Here is a 26,353-nt window from a genome sequence, read left to right on the forward strand (position 1 = left end):
AAGGCTAGATCATGTTCTCAAGCTTTATCTATATATTCCATATCCTTATGAGTTTAGGCATTACATATTCTTATTGCGATTTTAAAAACAGATTATCACTTATGCTTTGTTTTTTTCATAAAAAATCAATAAAATCAATTCAAAAGGTACTTCCCAGCGGGTTGGCTTCTTTGCGGGGCAGGACAGCGCGAACTATCGCTAGCGACAGAATTTTCAAATCAACTGTACATTGTACACTTAACTCATTGATAGATAACAATTTCAATATGTACACTGTACAGTATGTGAAACGTTTTCTTAGCAAAAAGTAATTTTTATTACTTGACAATTCTACAGTAATAGGTATCTTCGAATCAGGTGCCTGAAAACACCTTAAAACCATAAGCGGATGGATTGCCGATACAATCGTTTTCCGCAATTTAAAAGCTTTAACTCATTCTATGCTACATGCATATAATAGCTTTGTCAGGTGTGGCTATGCCATATCCCCCCCTTCGGGGAAAGGCATAACGACGGACTAGATGCCGTGTTTCTTAGCGACCAGCACTCTTTTAGAATGTCATTAAGGAACGTCTAACATCTAAGAATTCTTTATGAATACCATTATTAAAATTACTGAATTATGTGGCAAAAGGCATGACAATATTATGCGTGACATCAAGAAAACGCTTGAAGAACTTAACGCCCTCAAATTTGAGAAGGTTGATTTTGGTGGGCACTACCTTGATAACATAAGGTGAAAGCCGCCCTTGTTATAACCCGCCAAAGCGTGAATGCTTAATTCTTGTTTCTAGTTACAGCACTGCCTTACGAGCAAAGATAATTAACCGTTGGAAAGACAAGTAGCTATTCCATAAATTGATTACTCCAAACCCGAAATATTACTTGGCGCCTTAAATCATCTACAAAATCAAATTGAGCAGAAAGACCATGTTATTTCAGAATTAGCACCAAAAGCAAAAGCTTTAGAAGGCTTAAAACGCTCTGATGGTTTGTTTGGTTTGATTGAAGCCGCGAAGATGTTGGAGATAAGACCAAAGGATTTAATAGATTACTTGCGTAAAAATGATTGGGTGTATCGACGTGCTCCAAGTGGTCCATTGTTACCTTAATCAGGATAAAATCAACAAAGGATTCATGGACTGTTCTGCCATCACCATTCAAAAACCGGATGGAACAGAAAAGGTGCTGCCTTCAACAAAAATCACACTTAAAGGATGGGCAGCATGTTTGAGAGAACAAGTCCACGGAGGCGTGCAATGAAGGTAGATTCTAACTTCTTATGCGATTTATGGATGGCATTATCTCAATTTTCTAGACATGAAAATATGAGTGATAAGATTGTACTGCTCTGGTTGACATCATGAGTTTAGTAGAAAAAGCTTTGATTTTAAAACTTCAAGATGAAGTGCCAATCCTTCTTTCGATATCTTTCTCATCTGACGCTCCATAAAAAAGCCCCACATCAGTGGGGACTGGATAAAATGATGTTCTAATCAATCTCGCGTTAATTATAATAAAGTGGCTCGCTACATCCACGGGCGCCTATTTTTTCATCTTCTACATAACGAGAATGCGCAAAATTCCGTACAAGATGATCATTGTTAGAGCCACCAGTCCAATCGCCTCCTCCCAACATACCATTTATGTCTACACGTAAACTGCTTCCTTGCTCCCCTGTATGCCATTTAGTCACTGGATAACAACCAGACAAATATTGCCAAACATAACCGCAACCATCCTCACAACCGATATGCGAAATCATCCGTCTATTGTTTGTATCAACGTGTCCTCCAGACGTCTTAGGAGAAGGCGCTTGATTGCCGACAATACTGGTTGCTTGATTACTTCCATACATGCATGGCGAAAACTCATCACTCGTCAAAAATCTCTTATTAACAGACCAAAAATCAAAGGCATGATCCGCATAGCTACGATTGGTTGTAATCGGAACACCATAGGCAGACTTTGCATTTACACCTGTCCCTGATTGAAGATAAATATCAACCCAAATATTATGCCACGGATTGTAAACCATCCCTTCTGGACTACTACGTGGGCGGTGATTTAAACACCAAACAGAATTGGGCAAAACATCCCCCGCTTGATAACCCGATAAGAGATGACCTTCAATCTCACCAACATCCGCACATAGCGTATGAAATCCACCGATCTTTTCAGAATTATCCTTTGTATAGCCATCAGGAGCCGTCGGATTTTGCGAAATTTCAAAGGATAGCTCATTCGTCTGATCTTTTAAGATGAGATATATATAATAATCCTTTCCTGCTTCAAGATCTTCGTCAAAAGTCATCCTTCCACGCCCTGGAATGCGGTAAAAGAGGTACCTACCCCCATTCTCTTCACCATGATAAAAGCGAAAACATGCCCCGTCATTGATCACAAGACCTTTTCTATTTTTCGGATCGGCTTCCAGAATTCTGTCAGGTTGATGAAAACGCACATTCTCTAAAAAATTAGTGGAAAGAGAACCTACCTTACTTTGAAGTTCAGAAAGACTGTCACTGTTCCTCTGTGCCTTCTCTTGAACTTCTGTCAATGCACTCTTCGCTTCTTCCGCTAACACTTTTGCCTCAGAGGCGGCTGTATTCGCAGAATTTGTCGTTGCTGTCACCGTGTCTAATGAACTCTTGACCTCTCCAAGCCCTTGCTTCGTCGTATCAGCCTCTTCTTTTGCTTGCTCCGCAACATTCATCGCTTCTTCCGCTGTTATCTTCGCAGTCTCAGCTACTTCCTTGGCTTCTACAACCAAAGGTTCTACCTTACTGCCTTAGCCTGTGCTGCTTCATAAATGATCAGATCAAATTCTGATAAACCGTATTTCTCTTGCGCATCCGCAATCACTTGGATTAATTGGTAAGTAGCAAACACCACGGTCATTGCATTCGCTAAGACTTTATTTGTTTTTTTCAAAGCTTTTGAACATCCGTTGGTAGCTGATAGAGCCAAGATCTGAGACATCAAGTTCGACAACAGCATCTTTGTTTTACGACGCTTGCCAACTTATGTATCAGAATACACCACAAAGGAATGAAACAGTACTTCTGTATAGCGTGTCCATTCTCTTATCGTTTATGACATCAAAGCCAGAAAAGGCACGAGAAACAAAACACGCTCTCCAGTTCCGGCTATTTGTTGTGCTATCTTAAAGCTGGTAAAAATCTTCTCCGTTCCAAATGCCATAATAAGTTTGCCACGGTCTGCTTCTTTTTAACCATCACAGACTTTCTCATACTTTTGGATTTGTTGAAAAGTTATCCCTAATTGGTGCCCTAATTGCTTTTACGACATTCCCAGCATTTTTTTTGAAAGCGATTTTTTGCCTATAGAAATGTCGTTAAAATGTGGCTTTTTGCTTTTCACTTTCAAGTCCCCCGCTGGGTGCGAGCACCCTCGCATTAGTATTCCGAGAGCCTGAAAGTATTGAATACGAACCAGATTTTTACTTTTAGTGCTCATAGCACCTAGACATAGAAAAATATCCCATAATTCCGAGACACCCACAGAGTGGGCTCATTTATGATCGAACTTTAGGGCTTTCAACCCCTACTGATCGCTGCGTAGACGAGCAAAATCACTCTTTAAGTAATAAAGTAATTTCAAGAAATTGGCAATCAAAATTAAAATAATCTCAAAGACTATAAGATTGGGCACTCTTCAAAAGAGGATAATGCGAAGAACTGTCATCATGGTTAGTCATCAACCCACATAATGCTTCTTTTTCAGAAACCGCACAACGCGATATAAGAAAAAATGTTGTTTGCAAAGTTCTCTCTTGCCTATACAAAGAGAAAATGAAAAATTTGGAGGGCGCCCTATGATAAATGACATCTACTGTGTTGGATACAATTATGTTGAACATGTTCATGAACTAGGTAATGTTGTTGAAGATGAACCTGTTATCTTTAGCAAGCCAAAAAGTTCACTCGTTTTAGGCAATGAAATTTATCTCCCTAATTTTTCCAAAGAAATACATTTTGAAACTGAAATTGTGCTCAAAATCTCAAAGGACGCTTTCATGATCATGGAGGAAGAAGCAGAAGAATGCTATGATGCCGTAGCAATAGGTCTTGATCTCACAGCGCGGGATTTGCAAACAAAACTGAAAGAAAAAAAGCTTCCTTGGCTTTTATCGAAAGGATTTAAAGGCGCCGCATACGTCTCTGACTTCATAAACAAGGAAAAAATAAACAACCCAATAACCTTTGCAATGAAGTTAAATGGCGAAACAAGACAAGTTGGCAATACGAAAAATATGATCTTTAACTTTGAGAAGATAATCTCATTTTTAAGTCACTACATTCAGCTAAGACGTGGTGATCTCATATACACAGGCACTCCACAGGGTGTAGGAAAACTTTCTCAGTTTGACAGAATAGAATTGTATCTCGAAAATCAATTAATTTCAGAGCTAAAAGTAAAATGAATCATCAAATACTGACCTTTTTCATTGTTTCATTTTTTTTAGTCATCTCACCGGAGCCGAATATGGCCCTTATCATCGATAATGCAACGAGATTGGGAAGAAAGAACGCATTTGTAAACGTTTTAGGATTGTGTACAGCAACATATGTGCATGGGGCATTTTCCACACCTAGGTGTATCAGCGCTCATTCTCAACAACAAAACGCTGTTTTTTTTAGTAAAACTCATGGGTGGCAGCTATTTATTATACATGGGCTTTAAATCAATTAAATCTGGAATACACAGCTTAAATTCAAAAGAAAGAAGTTCAACGAATGAAAAGCATGCTACGAGTGAAACAAAGCTTTTAACCAGCTATATGGACGGTTTTCTGACACAAATACTAAACCCCAAAGTATCTATATTTTATATAGCAGCTTTTCCAAAATTCTTAGCTTCTGGAGGTAGCATTAAAAAAGGTTTTGAACTTGTCACAATACATTCTTTCAACATCTTTGCATGGTTTACTTTAATGACCATTTTTATATCATTTGCCAGTACCGCCTTAAAAAAGCAGCGGGTAAAAGGCTCGATTAACATTGCGACAGGAACAGTTTTATCTCTGTTTTCTTTTTTCATTTTCTTTGGATAGTTTTATCTTTGATAACAAATTGTAAAGTTAATAGAGCAATCTTTTCCTGATTCTGTCTCTCACTATGAATAGCTCAATCTCTAACAGAGCTTATACAATCCCCAGTTCTTTTTTTCTTTATATAACTGAATTACGTTGCATTTCTTTATCATACTCTCAAGGACGTTTGTGTAAACAATGTGAGTTTCTCGCAATATTTTATAAAATGTTACCAATATCTAAACAAAATCCTTATTCATCACTTTAAAAAAAATAAGCTATGATATTCCTCTTTTCGCTTATGAAACAAAAGTAACTTTTTGATTTATGATAGCACCATACAAACAAAAAAATGATTTAAAAATCATTTTAATTTTCCATTAAAAATTGTTTCTTAAACTAAGATGAGAACTCTCGAGTGCTATTTGAGCAAAAAGTAAACTCTCACCATTATGAATAATAATAAATAATGCACTGATTACAAATAATAAGTTTCAAAAAATTATAAAAACTCCTGACAACTTTCTGAAATAATTTTAAAAGCCCCACGTCTTTTAATGAACAATTAATTTGTTATTCATAACAATAAAAAGCTCCCCATTCAAATATCTGTTACGTTATTTAAGAGGAAAACATTCTCTTTTTTCAAAACCATATTCCTAAAACATATTCTTTTCTTTATCCACACAAAATCATAAAAAACGTTTTTTTCCTTTACACCTCATTTATATCATGCTTCGATACAAAATAATGCTTTTTTAGTGTAATTTAATCTCAAAATAATTAAAGGGAACCCCCAAAAAATGAGCTACAAACAAAATTTAAAAGATAATTCTCAGAATAAGTTACAGCGTGGACTACACAACCGACATGTACAACTTATAGCCATTGGTGGTGCTATTGGAACAGGTCTCTTCATGGGGGCAGGAAAAACAATTAGTGTAGCAGGTCCTTCCATCATACTCGTTTATGCTATTATCGGTTTTGCTCTATACTTTGTCATGCGTGCTATGGGAGAATTGTTGCTTTCTAATTCACAATACCGATCTCTTATTGATTTTTCAACCGATATGCTAGGACCGGGAATCGCTTTCTTTGTTGGCTGGAGCTATTGGTTGAGCTGGGTTGTAACTGGAGCTGCTGACATTATTGCCATCATCACTTATATGAACTTTTGGTGGCCAACACTCAATCCATGGTTTACCGTTTTTACCTGCATTAGTGTCTTTTTAATCTTTAACCTCTTTGCCGTAAAACTATTCGGTGAACTTGAATTCTGGTTTGGTCTTATCAAAGTCGTCGCAATTTTAGCATTAATTGTTGTGGGATTTTATATGATCGTTACGGGCTTTACCTCTCCCAATGGTACGGTTGCTTCTCTCAATCACGTATGGAACGATGGAAATATCTTTCCGCGAGGAATGACAGGTTTTTTTGCTGGATTTCAAATTGCTATTTTTTCTTTTGTTGGTATAGAAATTGCTGGAACAACCGCTGCTGAAGTAAAAGAACCTAAAAAAGTGCTCCCCAAAGCAATTAATGCAATACCGGTCCGTATTGTACTCTTTTACATTTTTTCTCTCGCTGTAATTATGTCTGTCACACCTTGGGATCAAATTGTTCCAGATAAAAGCCCCTTTGTCTCGATGTTTTGGCTTGCAGGCATTCCGATAGCTGCTGGCTTGGTAAACTTTGTCGTTATTACCTCAGCTGCCTCTTCAGCAAATAGTGGTATTTTTTCTACCAGCCGTATGATATATGGACTTGCAACACAAAAAGGTGCCCCTCCAATTTTAGGTAAACTTTCCAGATACCATGTTCCAGCCAATGCTCTATTCTTTTCCTGTTTATGTATTTTAATAGGGTATACAATTGCCTCACTCTCTCCAAGCCTCATAAGTGCTTTTACAATTGTGACAAGCATTTCAGCTATTGCATTTTTATTCGTATGGTCTGTAATTTTGATTAGCTATATTGTGTATCGTCGCAATCGCCCTCATCTACACGCTGAATCCATTTATAAAATGCCAGGAGGTGTTATCATGTGTGGGATAATTTTAGTTTTCTTTGTTTTCATGCTCTATTTGTTGACATTAGAAGCTGATACTCTACTAGCCTTAAAATATAGTATATTCTGGTTTGTTTTCTTAGGTATAATGTATTTTATGTTTGTAAAGAAAAAAATAACTCAAGGTAACAAATAAAGTCTATACATAAAAACATCTCAAAAAAGGGTAATTTTAGTTACCCTTTTTCTACTTAACCTCCTCCCCAAACATCAAAAAACGACGACTCCTACCGGCACCGGTTTGTAAACAAACCGGCTTATTAAGGGGGAATGCTGCTGATCATTTATATGGTTCACCTACATAAGGCTCTATGGGCTAGCCCTGCCCTGAACACTCACCACCCATTCTAAAAATACTTAATGCGTAAAACGTTATATGCTTTATATCACTACTCTACACAACAGTATTTTACTGCACAATAGGATAAGAAACGAGCTATTCTGTAAAAAATTCTCTATAAACTTCACTGACATTGTTTACTAATAAAACATGAGATTTATCTAAAACTTTCCCCCCAAAAAATTTATATTCAATTTTTTATCAAAATTAAAAATATAGCTCTAAACAGAATATATCTTAATAGCTATCTGCAATAAAAAAAGATTCTATGAAAATATTTTTCTATTTGTAATAAATTTTAAATATTAATACTTAAATGTAAATTTTAAATATATTTTTTAATATTTTAAATAATAGTTTAACTATTTAAACTTATTTTATTTATATACAAAGTTTTATATTTAATAAATTTACAATTTTATTTATATTTTTATATAGATAACAATATCTATAAATAAATAATTTTAAATATAAATATATTTATATAAAAATTTACTATAAATAAATATACATAAAATATAAATTATTATTTATATACATATAATAATATATAATATAAATTATATTATATATATTAATTATGTATAAAACATAAAAAATCAAAAAAATATAATACAATTTATCTTTTTTTTCTTATATATAAAATAATTATTCCATTAATTAATAATGTTTTTGCTTTATTCACATATAGTCATAGAAAAAAATTCCTTTACTCCTTAACCATAGCGTGTTCCGATAGAAGGAATTACCTTTTTTAGGGTAATTTTTATTTAAAAATAACTAAGGAGAACTCCCCAAAAATGAACAAACAAAATTTAGAAAAAAAACCTAAGAAGAAATTGCAACGTGGACTACATAACCGACACATACAACTTATAGCCCTTGGTGGAGCGATTGGAACAGGTCTCTTCATGGGATCAGGAAAAACAATCAGTGTAGCAGGCCCCTCAATTCTACTCGTTTATGCAATTATTGGTTGTGCTCTATACTTTGTCATGCGTGCTATGGGAGAGTTATTGCTTTCTAATACACAATACCGATCTTTTATTGACTTCTCAACCGATCTTCTAGGGCCATGTGCCGGATTCTTTATCGGCTGGACATATTGGTTGTGTTGGATTGTCACTGGAACTGCTGAAATTATTGCTATTGTCACTTATACACACTTTTGGTGGCCTGAGCTCAATCCGTGGATTCCTGTTATAATTGGTCTTATGTCCTTTTTAATTCTTAACCTCGTCGCCGTAAAACTATTTGGCGAACTTGAGTTTTGGTTTGGTTTTATCAAAATCGTAGCAATTCTAGTCCTAATCGTTGTAGGATTTTATATGATCTTTACCGGTTTTGTCTCTCCAAACGGTACGGTTGCTTCTCTTAGCCATATATGGAACGGTGGGAATATTTTTCCGCGAGGAATTACAGGCTTTTTTGCTGGATTTCAAATTGTTATTTTTGCTTTTGTTGGCATTGAACTCGCTGGAACAGCTGCTGCTGAAGTAAAAGAGCCTCAAAAAGCTTTACCACAGGCTGTTAATTCAATACCAATCCGCATTGTATTCTTTTATATATTCTCTCTTCTTGTGATTATGTCTGTGACGCCGTGGGATCAAATCAGTCCAGAAAAAAGCCCATTTGTAACAATGTATGCACTTATTGGTATCCCAACTGCTGCAGGTTTGATGAACTTTGTTGTCCTCACAGCTGCCGCATCTTCAGCAAATAGTGGAATTTTTTCTACCAGCCGTATGATATATGGGCTAGCAACACAAAAAGGTGCTCCTAAATTTTTAGGAAAACTTTCTCGTAACCACGTTCCAGCCAACGCATTATTCTTTTCATGTATATGCATCTTATTTGGTTATGCCGTTGTATCGTTATCTCAAACACTCATAGCTGCTTTTACAATTGTTACGACAATTGCCGCAACTTTGTTTATATTTGTATGGTCTATCATTTTGATCAGCTATATCGTCTATCGCCGCAATCGTCCTCTCCAGCATACTGTCTCTCCTTATAAAATGCCAGGAGGTGTTGTTATGTGTTGGGCGCTTCTTGTTTTCTTTGCATTCATTATCTATTTATTGTCATTAGAAGCTGACACTGCCATAGCTTTAAAATACACTCCAGCATGGTTCATATTTTTAGGAATTGTATACTTTCTTTTTGGGAAAAAGAATTATGCAAAAAATTAAAAAATAAAGCTTATGTTTCCAAAAACATATAAAAAAGGGTAACTAAAGTTACCCTTTTTTTGATATTTATCTATAAAATTATAAAAGCTATTGACAAAATATCTCTGTAGAATCTTCAATTACGCTCTTTATCAACCAAAGCATTCGATTTTATCCAAGGCATCATAGAACGAAGTTTTTTACCAACTTCTTCAATAGGATGATTATCATTTAAACGCCGCATACTTTTAAAATGAGCAGCACCAGCTTTATATTCTTGAATCCAATTCGATGTAAATTTACCCGTTTGAATATCTTTCAATATACGTTTCATTTCTGCTCTGGTTTCATCCGTAATCACACGTGGACCAGACATATATTCACCCCATTCAGCTGTATTAGAAATCGAATAATTCATATTTGCAATGCCCCCTTCATACATGAGATCAACAATCAGTTTAACCTCATGCAAACACTCAAAATAAGCCATTTCCGGCGCATAACCTGCTTGTGTTAATGTTTCATAACCTGCTCGAATCAATTCAACAAGACCACCACAAAGAACCGCTTGTTCACCAAAAAGATCAGTTTCGCACTCTTCTTTAAATGTTGTTTCAATCACCCCAGCACGTCCACCACCAAGTCCACATGCATAAGATAATGCTACATTATGTGCATGCCCTGAAGCATCTTGCGCCACCGCTATTAAGCAAGGAACACCACAACCCCGTTGGTATTCATGACGAACTGTATGCCCTGGACCTTTAGGAGCAATCATCACAATATCAACGTTTTTTTTAGGTTCAATCAAGCCAAAATGAATGCTCAAACCATGCGCAAAAGCAATCGCTGCCCCATCGTGTAAATGATCATGAATATGTTCCTTATAAATATCAGCTTGCAATTCATCTGGTGTTGCCATCATGATGAGATCTGCCCATTTTGCTGCTTCAGCAACACTCACCACTTCAAAACCATCAGCCATGGCTTTTTTAACTGTTTCCGACCCTGAACGCAAAGCTATTTGCACATTTTTAACACCAGAATCTTTCAAGTTTAAAGCGTGCGCACGCCCTTGAGAACCATAACCAACAATGGCTACTTTTTTCCCTTTAATGAGATTAACATCCGCATCACGATCATAATAAACACGCATAAAAAATTCCTTCTTTCTCTATTTAAACTGGATTTCAAATTATTTTTATTCAATAAGAAACATTATCTACAGTGCATCACACACTTATAAAGACAAAAAAAAACCGCTTATAAGAACACAGCAATTGAATAATTTTAAAGTTTACATATTGCATAGAAAAAACTGTAGTCCCCAAACATTCCTAAAACATATACGGATCCCCAAATAAACTTCAACTGCTATTCTACAAAAACAATAATTACACAAAATAAGATTTCTAAAGAAAATTTAGCTAATATTCTACTCTTTTATCGTGCAACAACGCTATATTCTAAAAATTAAGATACAACATACAATCTTTAACATGAACCAAATCAATACGGATAGCAAGAAAAATTACAAAATAACAAGTATTGTTTTAATACAACCTTCAAAAGCATATACAACAATATCTTTAGAATAATAGAGAGGATGTTTTTACTTTTTACGTTCTTTTAATATCCACGCCTCTCACACGAAGAAGCCCCCATACGGCTATTATGTTATCCATTTATGGCGCCTTATAAAAAAATTTTAATATGCTCAAGCCCTTTTCAAGAATTCCCTATAATAGTGTAAGATTTATTGCACATCACTCTCTTTACTTCATAAAGCTACAAGTCGATATCATCATTCTATTTAACAGCTCCTATTGCATTAAGCTTATTCATAAGGAGATTTTACGTTATACTATTTACAGATAACCCAAAAATGAGCTCAAATATCAAGAAAATTTGTGTATTAATCCATTAAAATCCTACGCACTCCTTTTATAAGGGAAATACTTTCAAAACCCTACTTCTTCTCCATTCAAAGAAATTATAATAAGAAGATTTTAAAACTTCCTCATAATGGATAGTACAAATAAAAAACATCGCATGCACTCAAAAACAAAAGATAGAAAGCAACCAATAAATAGAGGAACAATAAAATATTTATAATGCACGATAATAGTGCTATTTATATCAACATATATAAAATTGTTTTTTAAGATAAATTGGCAAACCTCTATAAAAATTTCTTTTCCAATTTTTATAGAGAGAAAAAGATTACGATAATAACCGGATAAAACGCTGAACAGTCTCATGTATTCCATACTCTAATGCATCAGCAATGAGCCCATGGCCAATAGAAACTTCATCAAGCCAAGGAATATTTTTGACAAGAGCAGGAAGATTCATAAGTGTCAGATCATGCCCTGCGTTTATACCTAACTGCAATTCTTTTGCTCTTCTTGCTGCTAAAACAAGTTTATTGAGCTCTTGATCTTGTTTTGTTTTATCCTGAAATGCACCACCGTAAGGTCCCGTGTAAAATTCCACACGATCAGCGCCCATTGCTTTAGCAATATCAAGACCATCGACAGTAGGATTAGCAAAAAGGGATACACGAATCTTTCTGTTTTTTAAATTCTGAATAATAGGTGCTAAAAATTCTGCATCATGAGAAAAATTCCAACCATGATCAGACGTTGACTGATCTGGATCATCAGGAACAAGGGTAATCTGATCCGCATAGTTTTTAGCGATATCCAAAAATTGATCACTGGGATAACCTTCAATATTAAACTCAGCAGTAGGAAAAGTGTTCTTTATTAAACAGTATATATCTGGTAAATCCGCAAAACGAATATGCCTTTCATCAGGGCGCGGATGAACCGTCAAACCTGCTGCTCCAGCAGCAAGCGCTATATGCCCAATATTCGTTATACTTGGCCACGGAAGATTACGTCGATTACGCAAAACAGCAACAGCATTAAGATTAACCGAAAGTTTTACCGCCATGCCCATTTCCATTTTTTTATAGTGTGTAACAAGATAGAAAAAAGGCATTTTCCATCTGAAACTTAGATGATATACACATCTTTTTTCTATCGAACAATCGTTAAACGTTCTGCTGCGCGGGTAATTCCCGTATAAAGCCAGCGCGCATACATATCACGAAATGCAAAACTTTCATCAAACAAAACGACATTATTCCATTGAGAACCTTGCGCCTTATGAACCGTTAATGCATACCCATAATCAAAATCATCATATCGCTTTTTTAATTGCCATGAAATTTCTTGATCAGGGTTTTCAAACGCTGCTTTTAAAAGTTTAATCTTTGCTACCCCACGCTCACTTTCTTCTGGTTTCACAAGAAGATTAATACTTGGTTTAACGGTCTCCTTCTGTGAAGTCATCACCTTCCATAAGGAGCCATTCAACAAACCTTTAATCGGATCATTTCGCAAACACACCAGCTTATCTCCCGCTTGTGGATAATCTGCTGTAAATCCCTTTAACACACGCAAACGCTGATTATAAAGGTGGCGTGTACGATTAACCCCTACCAAGACCTGATCAGCATCCAAAACCAATTGTTGATTGACCTCTTTACGTGTCACAACGCGCGCTTCTCCATAGTCACCATAAGCAATATCGCGTCCTTCACGTACATCCATAGCAAGACGTATAATCGGATTATCTCGCGCTTGCCGATGAATTTCTGAAAGAAGAAAATCTGGTTCTCCATTAGAAAAAAAGCCTCCACCTGATATAGGAGGCAATTGACCTGGATCACCAAGAACAAGAATTGGCGTTCGAAAACTCATTAAATCACGGGCCAATTTTTCATCTACCATCGAGCACTCATCAACAATAATGAGTTTAGCTTGTGCAGCAGCACTTCTTCGATTTAACGTAAATGTTGGAGCAATAGATTTTTTTCCTGTTATTTCATCGGAAACTTCCTCTTCACCACGTGGACAATAAATTAGCGAATGAATCGTACAAGCATTGCTTGCACCTTTAGAACGCAAAACCTGCGCCGCCTTCCCTGTAAAAGCAGCAAATTGAACAGAACCATCAACTGTCTCTGCAAAATAGCGCGCAAGCGTCGTCTTACCCGTCCCCGCATAGCCAAAAAGGCGAAAAAGAGGAGAACGCCCTTCCTTCAACCACGCGGCAACAGCCTTCAATGCATTATCCTGTTCCCGTGAAAACTGCATAGCTTACCAACATAAGATTTGCATAAAAAGAGCAGTATTTTGAAAAAAACCAACTATCAAGAAAAATTTTTTTATTAAGAATTGCTGACACACGCCCATCTAACAACTTTCGTAGCACAATTATCAATTATTTACCCATTGTTTTTTCAAGATATTGTAACAATCTAAATTTTATCTATACATCGATCTTCTTGGTAACACCTTATGCGTATCAAATAAAACATCATTTTTTACAACAGTAACACCAACAATGGAAGATGCATATCTTAAATTTAAAATAACACCTATATACGCTTTTTCTAACCAAAATTTAGAATGAGAAAAAGAGTATTGCAATTGCAAAACCCTCACTAGAAAAAATGTCCTTAACAGGATAAAAATAATGTAATTTTTGAACGCTATTTTACACAATCAATCAGCTTTCTTGCACATAAAAATAAAGTACATCCACTATTACGAAATAATAATTAAATATCTCAAAAACCTTTTAGCTGAAATAAAAATAGCTCTCAACAAAACGACTTAATCCTATGATGATACACCTATAAAGTTCCTATCTCCCTCTCATCATGATTTTAATAAATTTACTCTTCATGCTACAAATAAGTGATATCTCAACGAATAAAGAGAGACATCACACTTATATGAAGCACGCTTTATCTCGCACAAATATGTAGCTTTTTCTGTTTCAACAATAAAATATGGTTCGTAAGTATGGCCTTCTTGGTAGTCTATTATAGAAAACTGGGACATGGCTTCAGTCCAGCGTAGCACTTCAGGTTCGTCCTCTAGAATATGAGAAAAGCGCAATTCTCCATCGACTGAGTTAAACTTTTTCTTTTTGTCGCAATGTTTTAAAGTTTATAAAAACTAACTGATTAATGCTATTCTTATTTGCTAGAAATAACAATAAATCAAGGGGTATAATTTGTTAATAGGCTTGGTGTTATATCAAAATATCAGCGATGAGATTGCTTTTTGGTTGTTTTAGAAATGAAATAATGAGCTCAAATATTGATGAATGAAACGGAAGGTTTAAATTGAAAATATTAATTCCAGATGACTATCAAAAAGCCACTCTACCATTACAGTCTATTACAAAATTAATGAAATCGCATGAAGTGCTGGTTATAAATAATTTAGCTAAAGAATATGATTTAGAAGATAGGCTCAAAGAGATAGATATTCTGATCTTAATCAGAGAGCGGACTATAGTTGATAGAAATCTTCTCCTGAAACTGCCAAATTTAAAATTAATCTGCCAAACAGGCCCTATAGGTTCACATATTGATATAGAAGCTTGTAGAGACTTAGGAATTGAAATATTAGACGGTGGTGGAGATCCAACTTCTGCTGCTGAATTTGCGTGGCTCTTAATTATGTCTGCGCGTAGAAAACTCTGTAAATCTGTATCTGATATGAAAAAAGGACGATGGCAAACAACATTTGGCAACCAAATGAAAGGGGCTACTCTTGGAATATTCGGGTTTGGCCGTATTGGTAAAATGGTTGCTCAATATGCTCAAGCTTTTGGCATGTCCATTTTGGTTTATGGGAGCGAGCGTTCAACGCAAGAAGCAAAAAATTTAGGTTATCATTTTACGCATTCAAAAGATGAATTTTTTACACGTCCTGACGTTATATCCGTCCATTTACGTTTAAGCGATAAAACCAGAGAAATCATAAAATTAGATGATCTATTGAGCATGAAACCTCATGCTATTTTTGTCAACACAGCGCGTTCAGCTTTGGTTGAAAAAGGGGCGATAGAAAAAATACTAAGTTTGGAAAATTCAATTTACTTTGCACTGGATGTTTATGACAGCGAGCCAGTATATGAGAGCAAATTATTGCAATCAGATAGAGTTCTTTGCACACCGCATCTGGGCTATGTGACTGAAGAAAGCTTTGAGAATTATATTGAAAAAGCTTGCCAAAATATAGCGTCTTTTATAAAGAGCACTTAATGCCGGCTGAGCCAATGTTTGTAAAATTTATCTTATATCGCTAGCGTATCAAATTTGCACGACACATAATAGCTTATTTCCTTAAATGAAGCATATTCCTTAGCTTTCATATTAATACCAATTGTATTGACAGATTTTTATGTAATCAGCATAAAATACCTAATTTATTGTTGCAAGCATTATTAAAAAGGCTACTTCATTGGAATACAATTTAATTGGAGGGGGGCGGAGTGAGCAATAATAAATTTATAGAAAAGAATTATTATAGATGTATTATATTGCTTGTTGCCACTATCGCTCAAGCATCAGCCTGCTTCTTTGTTCAAGGGATTGGTCCTTTAGCTGAATTTTTTAAGAAGGATTTCTCGCTTAGTGATTCTCAGATAGGTTTACTATCTTCAGCAGCGCAGTTCCTACCTATTATTGGATTACTTGTAGCTGGTGAATTACTAGACAAGTTTAACGAGCACTATATTATTTGAGTTGGCGCGATCGGCGTTTCTGTCGCTCTTTTGTTGGAAGCAATCGCAGATAACTATATTTCCCTTTTGGTTTGTTTGCTAATTGTAGGGGGATTTATAATTCTGCTCAACTCGGTAGTGCTAAATCCGTTTCTTCATGGTTTTCACAATCGCAACGCGGATTTGCAATGGGAATAAGGCAGGCGGGGCTACCATTAGGTAGAGGGCATTAGCTGGGTATAGTTATTCCTGCGAGTGCCCTTGTCTATGGCATACAAGGTGCGTTTTTGGTCGGTACCATAGTTTCTTTTTTAGGTGGATGTATCTTTATTATTTTTATCACTCACCAGCAAAAGTTATCACTATCGTTCCAGAAAGCAAGGCAAAAGTTTCGTTCTATGCAAATGTAAGGTCACGTCTTGCGATGTGGCTGCGCCGCATATGAAGAATAATATTTTTTCAAACGTTTCACTTGTGATCATTTAATATGTTTTAACCATTTTTATAACGATTTATTTTTATAGAATCTATCACCTGTCTCTAGATAAAAGTGCTTATTTATTTTTTGTTTCACAGGCTTCTGGTGCCTTAGGAAGAATTATTTTAGCAGCGTGGAGTGATCATTGTAGAAAAGGACGATTTTTTCCTGTCTTGTTTTGCATGATTGCAATCGTTTTTGGATTTTTAATATTAATTTTGAGCATGAGTGGATCCATAATTTATTTAACTATTTTATCTGCTTGGTTAGTTTTTTGGGAATGGAATGGTATGGCCCTTGAGCTGCTTATATTGTAGACTCTTAAACCGAAAGAAAGCGTTGTGTTTTCTCTGGGTTTAGCAATATCTGTAAATCAAATCGCAATTATTACTACTCCACCATTATTTGGATTAATCCAAGATTTTACAGACACTTATTTACTAACATAGCTGATTTTAATTATTTTTTTTTCACTTTTTTAATAAAAAAGTAGGGAAATATAATTGGGGAAATTATAATGATAAATGGAAAATACTTTTTAGTTGAGCAATGTCGAAAGAGACAAACTTTGAGAGGCTTTAGACCATGTTATTTATGATCCATACGGTGGTATTGAATATTCGGTTGAGTTAAAAAAATAGCATTTTCGCTGCTACCCCATAGAATATTGACAATTCTTATGAACCAAAAGGTGTCTATTACCCCTAGACCATATTTAATCTTTGAAAACCTTCCTGTTGATAAACAAATTAATTATGTCACCTAATCCTTACAATTTAGATGTGTCTTGTAAAAGTGGCTATATTAGCGAAAATTTAATTATAATGTTTTCTTTATTGATCGGAGAGCCTTATTCAATTAAGTTTGAAGGCGAACATATAGTAAATAACCTAGTTCCTTTAGAGGATAATAAAAAAGATTATACAGGATTAGGATCTGAAGTTGAGTTAGATTTTCATATGAAAATGCTGCACTAAAATTTATAACGGATTTAAATTTATCTCCTAAAGGTGATACTTTTATCTGGTATTCGCAATGGTGTTGATGGCCCGTTAACGAGAATATCTGATGCACGTCTAGCCTTAAAACTTTTAAGTGAGGAGGATTTGAGGAGCTTAAGGGATAATTTATATATAATTAATGTTCCCTATAGATGGAGAAAAAATGGGGTAACCTCTACAAGTAAAGTGCCCCTAGTTCAAGGGGACGGTGAATTCCCAGATATCAGCGCTGTTTTTTATCCAGGCATGTTAGAGCCACAGTCAAAAAAGCCAAGAAAGCTTCAGATCATTTTTATGAAGCTATTAAGGCTGTATCTTTTGGAATTGATGTACAACCAGAAAGATTATTATACATTGATAACAGAATGACCCTACACTCTAGAGATAAATTTTTTGGATCATTTGATAGTTATGAAAATCCAATGCGGTGGATTCAAAGAGTGTTTGTGTCTGCAGATTTATGGAATCATAGATATATAGAACAAATAAAAGAAAGAGTATTTAATTTTCAATGTTAATATCCTGATAATGATATGATGTTGAGTATTATTCTGGTTTATATATTGACGATACATCTCATATGTATAGGTTTCTCCCGCATAATCATACCTGATTATAAGCTATGGTGACCTATTGGTTTTCTATGGCTGCATTTGATTTTTGTTATTTTTTCCCTTCCTTTCAAACCGCTAGGGGATTTTCCTATCAAGCCCCTGAAAGAGCTATTTGGAGTAATTTCATAATGCAAAACCAAAACATAGTAACAAACTTTTCTATTGTTTTCACAAGTATGACGGCTTGCATGGTTGCACCCTTCAAGCACTGTGGCTTTTTTTCTTGCACGATGAAATCATTCATATATGAGACAACATAATTAATTTATAACAGATAATTCAATGTATTATCTAAAAAATGCAACGAAATAGCTATTAATGTGAACATATGAATTAAAAAAACAAACATCGCGTACAAATAAATTCAAACATAATTGTGCACACGACTTATAACATTTTTTAGATGAACAAATAATAATACACCCCATGTCTTTAAACAAAGAATGAAAATCATAAAATGAGCTCTAAGGATAATAGGAACTCTCCACAAAGAAGTGACAGAGATGAAGACTCCAAAGACTTCATCATCACCATCCTTCACCATTTTGTTAACATATTCATTTTATACAAGAATCTTTCCCTCGGAAGAAATAGCATTTGCAATAGCTTCTTCGCTTGCCTCATCGGGTAATAACATCTCATTATGAGCACATCCCGATGGGATCATAGGAAAACAGTTTTCTAAATGATAAACACGACAATCAAAAAGAACAGGCTTATCACAGTCAATCATCTGCTGAATTTTATCATCAAGTTCATCGGGTTTTGAACAATGAATTCCCACGGCTCCATAAGCTTGTGCCAATTTCACAAAGTCAGGCATAGATTCCGTATAAGAATGAGAAAGACGATTACCATGCAGCAATTGCTGCCACTGGCGGACCATTCCCATATACTGATTATTTAAAATGAAAATTTTCACCGGTGTGTCATGCTGAATAGCTGTTGCAAGCTCTTGAATATTCATCTGAATGGAGGCATCACCAGAAATACACACAACAAGCGCATCAGGATGCGCTATTTGAACACCTATAGCAGCAGGTAAACCATATCCCATCGTTCCAAGACCACCAGAAGTCATCCAGTGTTTTGGTTCATCAAAGTGATAATACTGCGCTGCCCACATCTGGTGTTGTCCAACATCTGTTGTAATATAAGGACAGACATCTTTGGTAAAAGCATAAAGTCGTTCAAGAGCATATTGCGGCATAATGACATCTTTTTTCTCCGCATATGCCAATGAATTACGAGCTTTCCAACGGTTAATTTGCGTCCACCACGCCTCACGGACTTCACTGTTAAACGCTGGTTGCTGTATCTTTAAGAGTTGCGTCATATCTCCTAAAACACAAGCCACATCACCAATAATTGGAACTTCTGCTTTTACAATTTTATTGATAGAAGAAGGGTCAATATCAATATGAATAATACGCGCATGAGGTGCAAATGCATCAAGGCGCCCGGTGATACGATCATCAAATCGTGCTCCAACAGCTAACATGACATCACAATCATGCATGGCCATATTAGCCTCATAGGTTCCATGCATTCCAAGCATTCCAAGCCAATTTTTACCGGAAGCAGGATAAGCACCAAGTCCCATTAATGTTGAAGTAATCGGAAAATCCCCCAATTGAACCAAATTACGTAAAAGCTGTATAGCTTTCATCCCCGATGAAATAACACCACCACCAGAATAAATAATAGGGCGTTTTGCCTCAACTAAAAGAGAAACGGCAGATTCAATAGCCTTAGTATTCCCTTTCAACGATGGAAAAGAATGTAAAGACTCCTGAACTTGAGGTGCTCTATAAAATCCTGAAGCAAATTGAACATCCTTAGGAATATCAATCAAAACCGGCCCAGGACGACCTGATTGAGCAAGAAAAAAAGCTTCATGAATAATAGCCGCAAGATCATTGACATTTTTAACCAGCCAATTACGCTTCGTACAAGGCTTTGTAATTCCAACTGTATCAGCCTCTTGAAAAGCATTTGTTCCAATCACCGTTGTTGACACCTGCCCAGAAAAACAAATAAGAGGTATCGAATCCATAAGAGCATCTTGCAAAGGTGTAACAGCATTCGTTGCCCCTGGACCAGACGTCACAAGCATAACCCCTACCTTCCCTGTGCTGCGTGCATAGCCTTCAGCTGCATGCCCTGCGGCTTGTTCATGGCGCACTAAAATATGCTGGAGTGTATCTTGGTGATAAAGAACATCAAAAATAGGCAAAACAGCCCCACCAGGATAACCAAAAATATGTTCAACGCCTTGATCTATAAGAGCTTGAACCACTATTTCAGCGCCCGACATTATTTTTCCATCTGCACTCTCTTGCTTTCTTGGATCATTTCTCATTTTTCCCACTCACCTACTTTATAGGACAATAAAAAAGCCCCTAACGGAGCCCATAAAAAAAGCCCCCAAAGGAGCCCATTACACAACACATACTGTATGATTACCCCCATTATTCCAACGTATAAAATATATAAAAAATTCCTTGTAGAGAGATTTCTAATTCCATTGATACCATTCGTCAATAAAAAATTATATTTTCTAAAAAATTTCTTTTTCACGAATTATATTTTATCTTTCGATAAGTTTCTTTGCAAAGCTCTAATTCTTTTATCAAAAAGTAAGCATCCATTCTTCATCAAATTGATTACGAAACCATGTCATTTGTCTTTTTGCATATCTCCTCGTTTGTATTTTTACCGCTTCAAGAGCATTCTCAAAGCTTCTATATCCATCCAAATAAGCCATAAATTCAGGTATACCAATAGCCTTCATTGCCGGTAAAGAAGGGGAAAGTTTAAGTTTTTTCATAGCCACCACTTCTTCTAAAGCTCCTCTTTCAATCATAGAATCCAAGCGTTTATGAATACGTTCATAAAGCAGAGAACGTGGTGGCATGAGAAGAATTTTTTCGGTCAAATTTGGCGCAATGAGAGGTGTTGTTTTTTGTTTCTGCCACCAACTGAGCGTCTTACCGGTTGCATCATAAACTTCCAAAGCACGGACAATACGCTGTCTATCGTGCGAAGAAATTTTTTCAGCAACAACAGCATCAATCTGCAACAACTGGCGATAAAGACTTTCAGGTCCCTCTTTATCAAGCAGCAAACGCCACTTCTGCCGCACAACATCTGGAACATGAGGGATTTCCGAAATCCCCTCTAAAAGAGCACGAAAATAAAGTCCTGTTCCACCAACAAAAATAACTGATCTTAAAGAAAAAGTAGCCAATAGCCTCTCGACATCACACAACCATTGCCCTACTGAATAATTCAAAATAGGACTCACATGACCATAAAGATAATGGGGAACAATCGCGGTATCAGCCTCCCTCGGCCGTGCCGTTAAAATATTTAAAACATCATAAACCTGCATTGAATCAGTATTAATAATGAGAGCATTTTTTTCTTGAGCCATTTGCAAGGCAAGTTCTGACTTCCCACTTGCCGTTGGCCCCGCTATTAATGTAACTGTTCTCTGTGCCATGAATAGCAATTTCTCCCAATCAATAATTTATTACAACATGCAGACACCCCTAAAGTCTTCCTGTATTTTCTCTCCATTATCATAGAGTAAATACTTCAAACAAAAAATACGAACACAAATTCCCCTTAAGACAAAGCCCCTTATGAAACTTATAAAAAAGAAAAAATGGACTTAATAACAACACCAAAGGAATTTCCAAGCATTTTTTGCTATCATAATTCAATAACAAACCACAGCTATAATAATTCTGTCCGTTAAGGCCATTAAAAATATACTCTTTGTCATCATTTATGAAAATAATACTAAGTTTAATCTATACAATCAAATAGCTTTATTTTTTCCTATAAAAATAGCATGCTACGCCGGTTTATAATAAGAGCCTCATAAAGTATCATATCAATACCATTTACTTGCGCATCACAAGCAGAGATAAAAATGGACTTAAGAAAGGTGTACCAATATCTCTTATGCAGCATTTCAAAGTCTAGGCTGTTACAATATTGAGAACTGAAAAATACTATGATGACACCAATTTATACTTTGATATTCAGCATAAAGATATAATGATTTCCAATGGATTTTATATTGCACACCCCATACTCTCTATCGTGAAATGAGCTTGAGAAATATTGGACATCACATGGCTGACTTGCAAAATATCCCACACACTAAGGCTGATAAAAAACAAAAAATAATTTTTTAAGGATCAATCCATTAGGAGCGTTACGAACCGTAACTCTCCATCTGGACACGCTACAATAAATAGAGCATTTTTGCGTCCAGCTTCACGTAATTTATGAATACGTTTTTTAGCCTCATCAATTGTTGTGATAGAACTCTGATTGATATCAACAATCACTTCACCAACGCGAATACGCTTTTTATCCGCTGCACTATTTTGTGCAACAGATGTCACCACTAGTCCTCGAAGTTTATCTGAAATTGAATAACGATGACGCAAATCCTCTGTCAGTTCAGATAACGTCATTCCCATAAATTGCATTGTCACGTTTTTCGACAGATCTTGATTTTTTTTATCATCAACTTCTTCTGTATCTTCATTTGGATCTGTTTCAATCAAACGTCCAAGCTTAACTTTTACTGTTGCTTCTTGCCCATTGCGTAAAATAGTAACGTCCACCACTTTTCCTTCTGAACTTTCTGCAACTAAACGCGGCAAATCACGTGCATGCTTAATTTTGGAATTACCAAAGGAAAGAATAACATCTCCAGTTTGTAACTGGCTATTATCTACATTATTTTCTTCCGTCTGTTCTATTTTACCAGCCACCAATGCTCCCACAGCATTATCCAATTTTAAACTTTTTGCAATATCCTCTGTTACCGGCTGAATACGAATAGCCAACCAACCACGCCTTATTTCTCCAAAATCACGCAATTGATTAATAACAGAAAGAGCCATATCCGATGGAATAGCAAATCCAATACCGATAGATCCTCCCGAAGGTGAAACAATTGCTGTATTAATGCCAATGACTTCACCATTTCTATCAAATAACGGCCCACCAGAATTTCCCCGATTAATTGCTGCATCTGTTTGAATAAAATTATCATAGGGACCAGCATTAAGATCACGGTTACGTGCAGAAATAATACCAACCGTCACACTTCCACCAAAACCATAAGGATTACCAATAGCCATAACCCAGTCACCAATACGTGCTTTTTCTGAGTCACCAAAACGCACAGCTTTTAATTTTTTACTTCCTGCATCGACTTGAAGCAACGCCAAATCAGTTTTGCTATCCTTTCCAAGAAGCTTTGCCTTTAGTTTTGTCCCATCCGTAAAATTAACTTCAATATCATCAGCATCTACAATAACATGATAATTTGTAACAATAATCCCTTTTTGCGCATCAATCACAAAACCAGACCCTAAAGAACGCACCTTTTGAAATTGACTATCTTTTTGACCATCCTTGGGTGTAAAAAAATCACTGAAATATTCCTCCAGCAATGAATCTTTTGGGATAACGGGTACCGAGGTGTTTGCATCCTGTTCTGTTCCTTCAACAGTCTGCGCCGTGGAAATATTCACAACTGTTTCCAAAAGCTCAGAAGCTAAATCAGGAATAGAAAGCAATGCCTTGCTTGTCTCGGCTCCCCAAGACAAACTCACTGATCCTGATAGAAACAAAGTCACACAAAAAACAACTCTTGTGATAAAAAACTTTAAAAACGTATTTTTACTCACGACACTTCTATCCATGACATGCCTTTAATCAAAGATGCAAAGAGCCCCACTAAATTTATCTACGTAAAACCAGCACGGCTCGATACTCTCTACCACTTTTACCATAAAAGAAAATGGTCACAGATCATTCTTTTCATGCAAAATCTCGTATCTGCAATCCATTATTTTATCTATTCTCTCCCGATTTTGGATCAGTTTTACTGAGGCCAGTATTCATTGTCGGTAAGAATGCTTTATTTGCCTGCGGCGGATTACGAAAATAGAAAAAGAAATCCTCATTTGGAGAAATCACCATCGGTGTTTTCTCTAAATTCTTGTATTGTTCCATCGCCAACCAAAAATCGTAAAAAGACGGATTAGCCTCCCTCGCATTCAATAAAAGACGAATACTTTCAGCTTGACCTTCACCACGGGTAATTTCAGCATCACGCTTTGCAGCTGCTACAATTTCTTCATATTCACGATTAGCTTCTGCCACAATACGATCTCGCTCCTGCTGACCACGAGCCCGGATATTTTCCGCAGCAGCTTCACGTTCAGCTGCCATTTGCCGATAGACATCTTCTGAAACAGCATCAGTCAAATCGGTTTTACGAATACGCACATCAACAATGGTAATACCCAACGAGCCTGCATCTACAGAAAATTGCTTCTGTACTTCAGCCATCATCGCGCCTCGTTCATCCGATAAGGCTGCTTTAAATTCTCGCTTACCATAAACAGCACGCAAAGCGTCAATAAACCGTGGTGCAAGGTTTTCACGTGCCGCAATTTGTGGACGCCCAGAAGCAATGCGCTGTAAAAACAACTTAGGATCTGTAATACGGTAAATAAAGAACGCATCCACCTCATAATACGCACCACCACGAACCTGTACAGATTGTGTAGGAACATCGTAACGCAATAACCGATTATCAACAATGATCATCTTATCGATAAAGGGCGCCTTGAAATAGATTCCAGGATTAGATTCTACCTGAACAATTTGTCCAAAACGCTTAATTGCTACTTGTTGACGAGGATAGACGATAAATACGGACATCCACAAAATCATCAAAACAAACACTATAGCACTAAAAACAAACAAAAAGCGAGATTGCTGCATAATTAATCTCCTCCAGAAATACGAGAATCTAAGAGTAACGCAGGACGCGCTGCTGTTGCCTTTACTTTTTCCGATGACTTGCTACGCAACAATTCATTCAAAGGTAAATAAGGCACCGCTGGAGAATTTGCCTGATCAAGAACCAGCTTATTTGGTGAAGAAAGAATCCGCCCCATCGTCTCCATATAGAGACGGTAGCGAGCAGCTTCTGGTGAAATCGCAGCCTCTCGAGCTATCGCCTGAAAACGTTCAGCACGCCCTGTTGCCTCTTCAACCATTTGTGCCTTTTCACCTTTTGCGATTTCCCGTGTGCGTGAAGCTTCACCATTTGCTAAACCAATTTTCGTAAAACGAACACGATTCCCCTCTTCAATCATTCTTCCACGTTCCTGCTCCGCCTGCTGAACAGAATTAAACGCAGCAGCAACCTTTGTCGGAGGAGCAGCTTCACTGATAGAAACACGGCTTATTTCGACACCAAGTTGATATTTATCCACAGTCAACTGAATAATCTTTCTAACGTCATTAGCAACTTCTTCTTTCTTGTCACGTAAAACATCATCAACCGGCCGCGAACCAATGACCTCACGCATTGCACTCTCAGCAACTTGGCGGACAGTTCCCTCTTGATCATTCACATTGAATAAAAACTGACTAGGGTATGAAATCCGATAATAAACGGAAAAATTAACATTAACGATATTTTGATCACTCGAAAGCATTAAACCATCACTTTGTTGCGCCTGACCGGGCTTCCCACCAATCGCGATTGTTTTTTCCGTTAAAGGGACTTTCATATAGGTCTCAATTGGCCAAAAATGAAAATGCAACCCATCACCAATAATGCCTTCTTTAGGGATGCCAAAGCGCAACTCTACCGCTTGTTCATTTTGCTGAACAATATAAATTGACTGGTATAGCCAAAAAAACACAATAAGCAGAAGGAATAAAACAGAAAAACTGCTTCTCCCGAATTGTTTAAATTGATCCTGCCCTTTGCGCAAAATTTCATTAAGATTAGGACCATTTTCGCCACCATTACCGCCACCAGAACCAAAGAGATTCTTAGCTGGTGTTTTTTTGTCACCACTGTTTTTATCGCCACTCCACGGGCCACCACCATTTTGATTTGTCCAGGGCATTATCACCTCTTTAACTGATTACCACTACTCGAACACCAACCATTTGCTTGATCTTATAGGGTGT

General features: G+C 36.4%; 17 protein-coding genes and 1 pseudogene. 8 read left to right on the forward strand and 10 right to left on the reverse strand.

The window, feature by feature from the left end:
• Positions 1 to 593 precede the first annotated feature (593 nt).
• Positions 594 to 1,263 (forward strand): annotated as a pseudogene (locus ACFINY_RS05990) (phage antirepressor KilAC domain-containing protein).
• A 244-nt stretch (positions 1,264 to 1,507) separates the two neighbouring features.
• Here the strand turns inward: ACFINY_RS05990 and ACFINY_RS05995 are convergent.
• Together ACFINY_RS05995 and ACFINY_RS06000 are read right to left on the reverse strand one after the other, a co-directional pair.
• On the reverse strand, positions 1,508 to 2,773 hold the full coding sequence (locus ACFINY_RS05995; protein ID WP_375700928.1) for a hypothetical protein: 1,266 nt from the start codon (positions 2,771 to 2,773) through the stop codon (positions 1,508 to 1,510).
• A 5-nt stretch (positions 2,774 to 2,778) separates the two neighbouring features.
• Positions 2,779 to 2,982 (reverse strand): hypothetical protein, encoded by a 204-nt coding sequence (locus tag ACFINY_RS06000; protein ID WP_375700929.1) that lies wholly within the window; start codon positions 2,980 to 2,982, stop codon positions 2,779 to 2,781.
• 856 nt (positions 2,983 to 3,838) lie between these two features.
• Here ACFINY_RS06000 and ACFINY_RS06005 point away from each other — a divergent pair.
• The 4 genes from ACFINY_RS06005 (at position 3,839) to ACFINY_RS06020 (ending at position 9,656) form a co-directional block, all read left to right on the forward strand.
• Positions 3,839 to 4,447, forward strand: a complete 609-nt coding sequence (locus tag ACFINY_RS06005) for a fumarylacetoacetate hydrolase family protein (RefSeq protein ID WP_375612032.1) — start codon at positions 3,839 to 3,841, stop codon at positions 4,445 to 4,447.
• Positions 4,448 to 4,597: 150 nt separating this feature from the next.
• Positions 4,598 to 5,077: a LysE family translocator gene (locus tag ACFINY_RS06010; protein ID WP_375612031.1), complete on the forward strand. Its 480-nt coding sequence runs from the start codon at positions 4,598 to 4,600 to the stop codon at positions 5,075 to 5,077.
• A 782-nt stretch (positions 5,078 to 5,859) separates the two neighbouring features.
• Positions 5,860 to 7,260, forward strand: coding sequence for an amino acid permease (locus ACFINY_RS06015; protein ID WP_375612030.1), 1,401 nt, complete (start codon positions 5,860 to 5,862; stop codon positions 7,258 to 7,260).
• A 1,004-nt stretch (positions 7,261 to 8,264) separates the two neighbouring features.
• Entirely contained in the window at positions 8,265 to 9,656 is a 1,392-nt protein-coding gene (locus ACFINY_RS06020; RefSeq protein WP_375612029.1) for an amino acid permease, read from the forward strand.
• Positions 9,657 to 9,771: 115 nt separating this feature from the next.
• Here ACFINY_RS06020 and ilvC read toward each other — a convergent pair whose 3' ends face one another.
• The 3 genes from ilvC to ACFINY_RS06035 form a co-directional block, all read right to left on the reverse strand.
• Positions 9,772 to 10,791, reverse strand: coding sequence for a ketol-acid reductoisomerase (gene ilvC / locus ACFINY_RS06025; protein ID WP_375612028.1), 1,020 nt, complete (start codon positions 10,789 to 10,791; stop codon positions 9,772 to 9,774).
• 1,067 nt (positions 10,792 to 11,858) lie between these two features.
• A complete protein-coding gene (locus ACFINY_RS06030) occupies positions 11,859 to 12,593 on the reverse strand; it encodes a pyridoxine 5'-phosphate synthase (protein WP_375612027.1) in 735 nt (244 codons plus the stop codon).
• A gap of 86 nt (positions 12,594 to 12,679) precedes the next feature.
• Positions 12,680 to 13,801, reverse strand: coding sequence for an ATP-dependent RecD-like DNA helicase (locus ACFINY_RS06035; protein WP_375612026.1), 1,122 nt, complete (start codon positions 13,799 to 13,801; stop codon positions 12,680 to 12,682).
• A 1,040-nt stretch (positions 13,802 to 14,841) separates the two neighbouring features.
• Between ACFINY_RS06035 and ACFINY_RS06040 the strand changes: the two genes are divergently transcribed.
• The 3 genes from ACFINY_RS06040 (at position 14,842) to ACFINY_RS06050 (ending at position 17,684) form a co-directional block, all read left to right on the forward strand.
• Positions 14,842 to 15,768, forward strand: a complete 927-nt coding sequence (locus tag ACFINY_RS06040; protein ID WP_375612025.1) for a D-2-hydroxyacid dehydrogenase family protein — start codon at positions 14,842 to 14,844, stop codon at positions 15,766 to 15,768.
• Between the two features lie 230 nt (positions 15,769 to 15,998).
• On the forward strand, positions 15,999 to 16,250 hold the full coding sequence (locus tag ACFINY_RS06045; protein WP_375612024.1) for a hypothetical protein: 252 nt from the start codon (positions 15,999 to 16,001) through the stop codon (positions 16,248 to 16,250).
• Between the two features lie 1,212 nt (positions 16,251 to 17,462).
• Positions 17,463 to 17,684, forward strand: coding sequence for a hypothetical protein (locus ACFINY_RS06050; protein ID WP_375612023.1), 222 nt, complete (start codon positions 17,463 to 17,465; stop codon positions 17,682 to 17,684).
• A 1,200-nt stretch (positions 17,685 to 18,884) separates the two neighbouring features.
• Here ACFINY_RS06050 and ACFINY_RS06055 read toward each other — a convergent pair.
• The 5 genes from ACFINY_RS06055 to hflK all read right to left on the reverse strand — a co-directional run bounded on the left by ACFINY_RS06055 (position 18,885) and on the right by hflK (position 26,289).
• Positions 18,885 to 20,684: an acetolactate synthase 3 large subunit gene (locus tag ACFINY_RS06055; RefSeq protein WP_375612022.1), complete on the reverse strand. Its 1,800-nt coding sequence runs from the start codon at positions 20,682 to 20,684 to the stop codon at positions 18,885 to 18,887.
• Positions 20,685 to 20,954: 270 nt separating this feature from the next.
• The gene (miaA, locus tag ACFINY_RS06060) at positions 20,955 to 21,827 is read right to left on the reverse strand and encodes a tRNA (adenosine(37)-N6)-dimethylallyltransferase MiaA (protein ID WP_375612021.1); all 873 of its coding nucleotides are present in this window, start codon (positions 21,825 to 21,827) and stop codon (positions 20,955 to 20,957) included.
• 706 nt (positions 21,828 to 22,533) lie between these two features.
• A complete protein-coding gene (locus tag ACFINY_RS06065) occupies positions 22,534 to 24,057 on the reverse strand; it encodes a Do family serine endopeptidase (RefSeq protein WP_375612020.1) in 1,524 nt (507 codons plus the stop codon).
• A gap of 151 nt (positions 24,058 to 24,208) precedes the next feature.
• Entirely contained in the window at positions 24,209 to 25,147 is a 939-nt protein-coding gene (gene hflC / locus ACFINY_RS06070; RefSeq protein ID WP_375606990.1) for a protease modulator HflC, read from the reverse strand.
• 2 nt (positions 25,148 to 25,149) lie between these two features.
• Positions 25,150 to 26,289, reverse strand: coding sequence for an FtsH protease activity modulator HflK (gene hflK / locus ACFINY_RS06075; protein WP_375612019.1), 1,140 nt, complete (start codon positions 26,287 to 26,289; stop codon positions 25,150 to 25,152).
• Positions 26,290 to 26,353: the final 64 nt, after the last annotated feature.

The organism is Bartonella sp. AA23NXGY (genome assembly GCF_042197165.1).
Taxonomy (GTDB): domain Bacteria; phylum Pseudomonadota; class Alphaproteobacteria; order Rhizobiales; family Rhizobiaceae; genus Bartonella.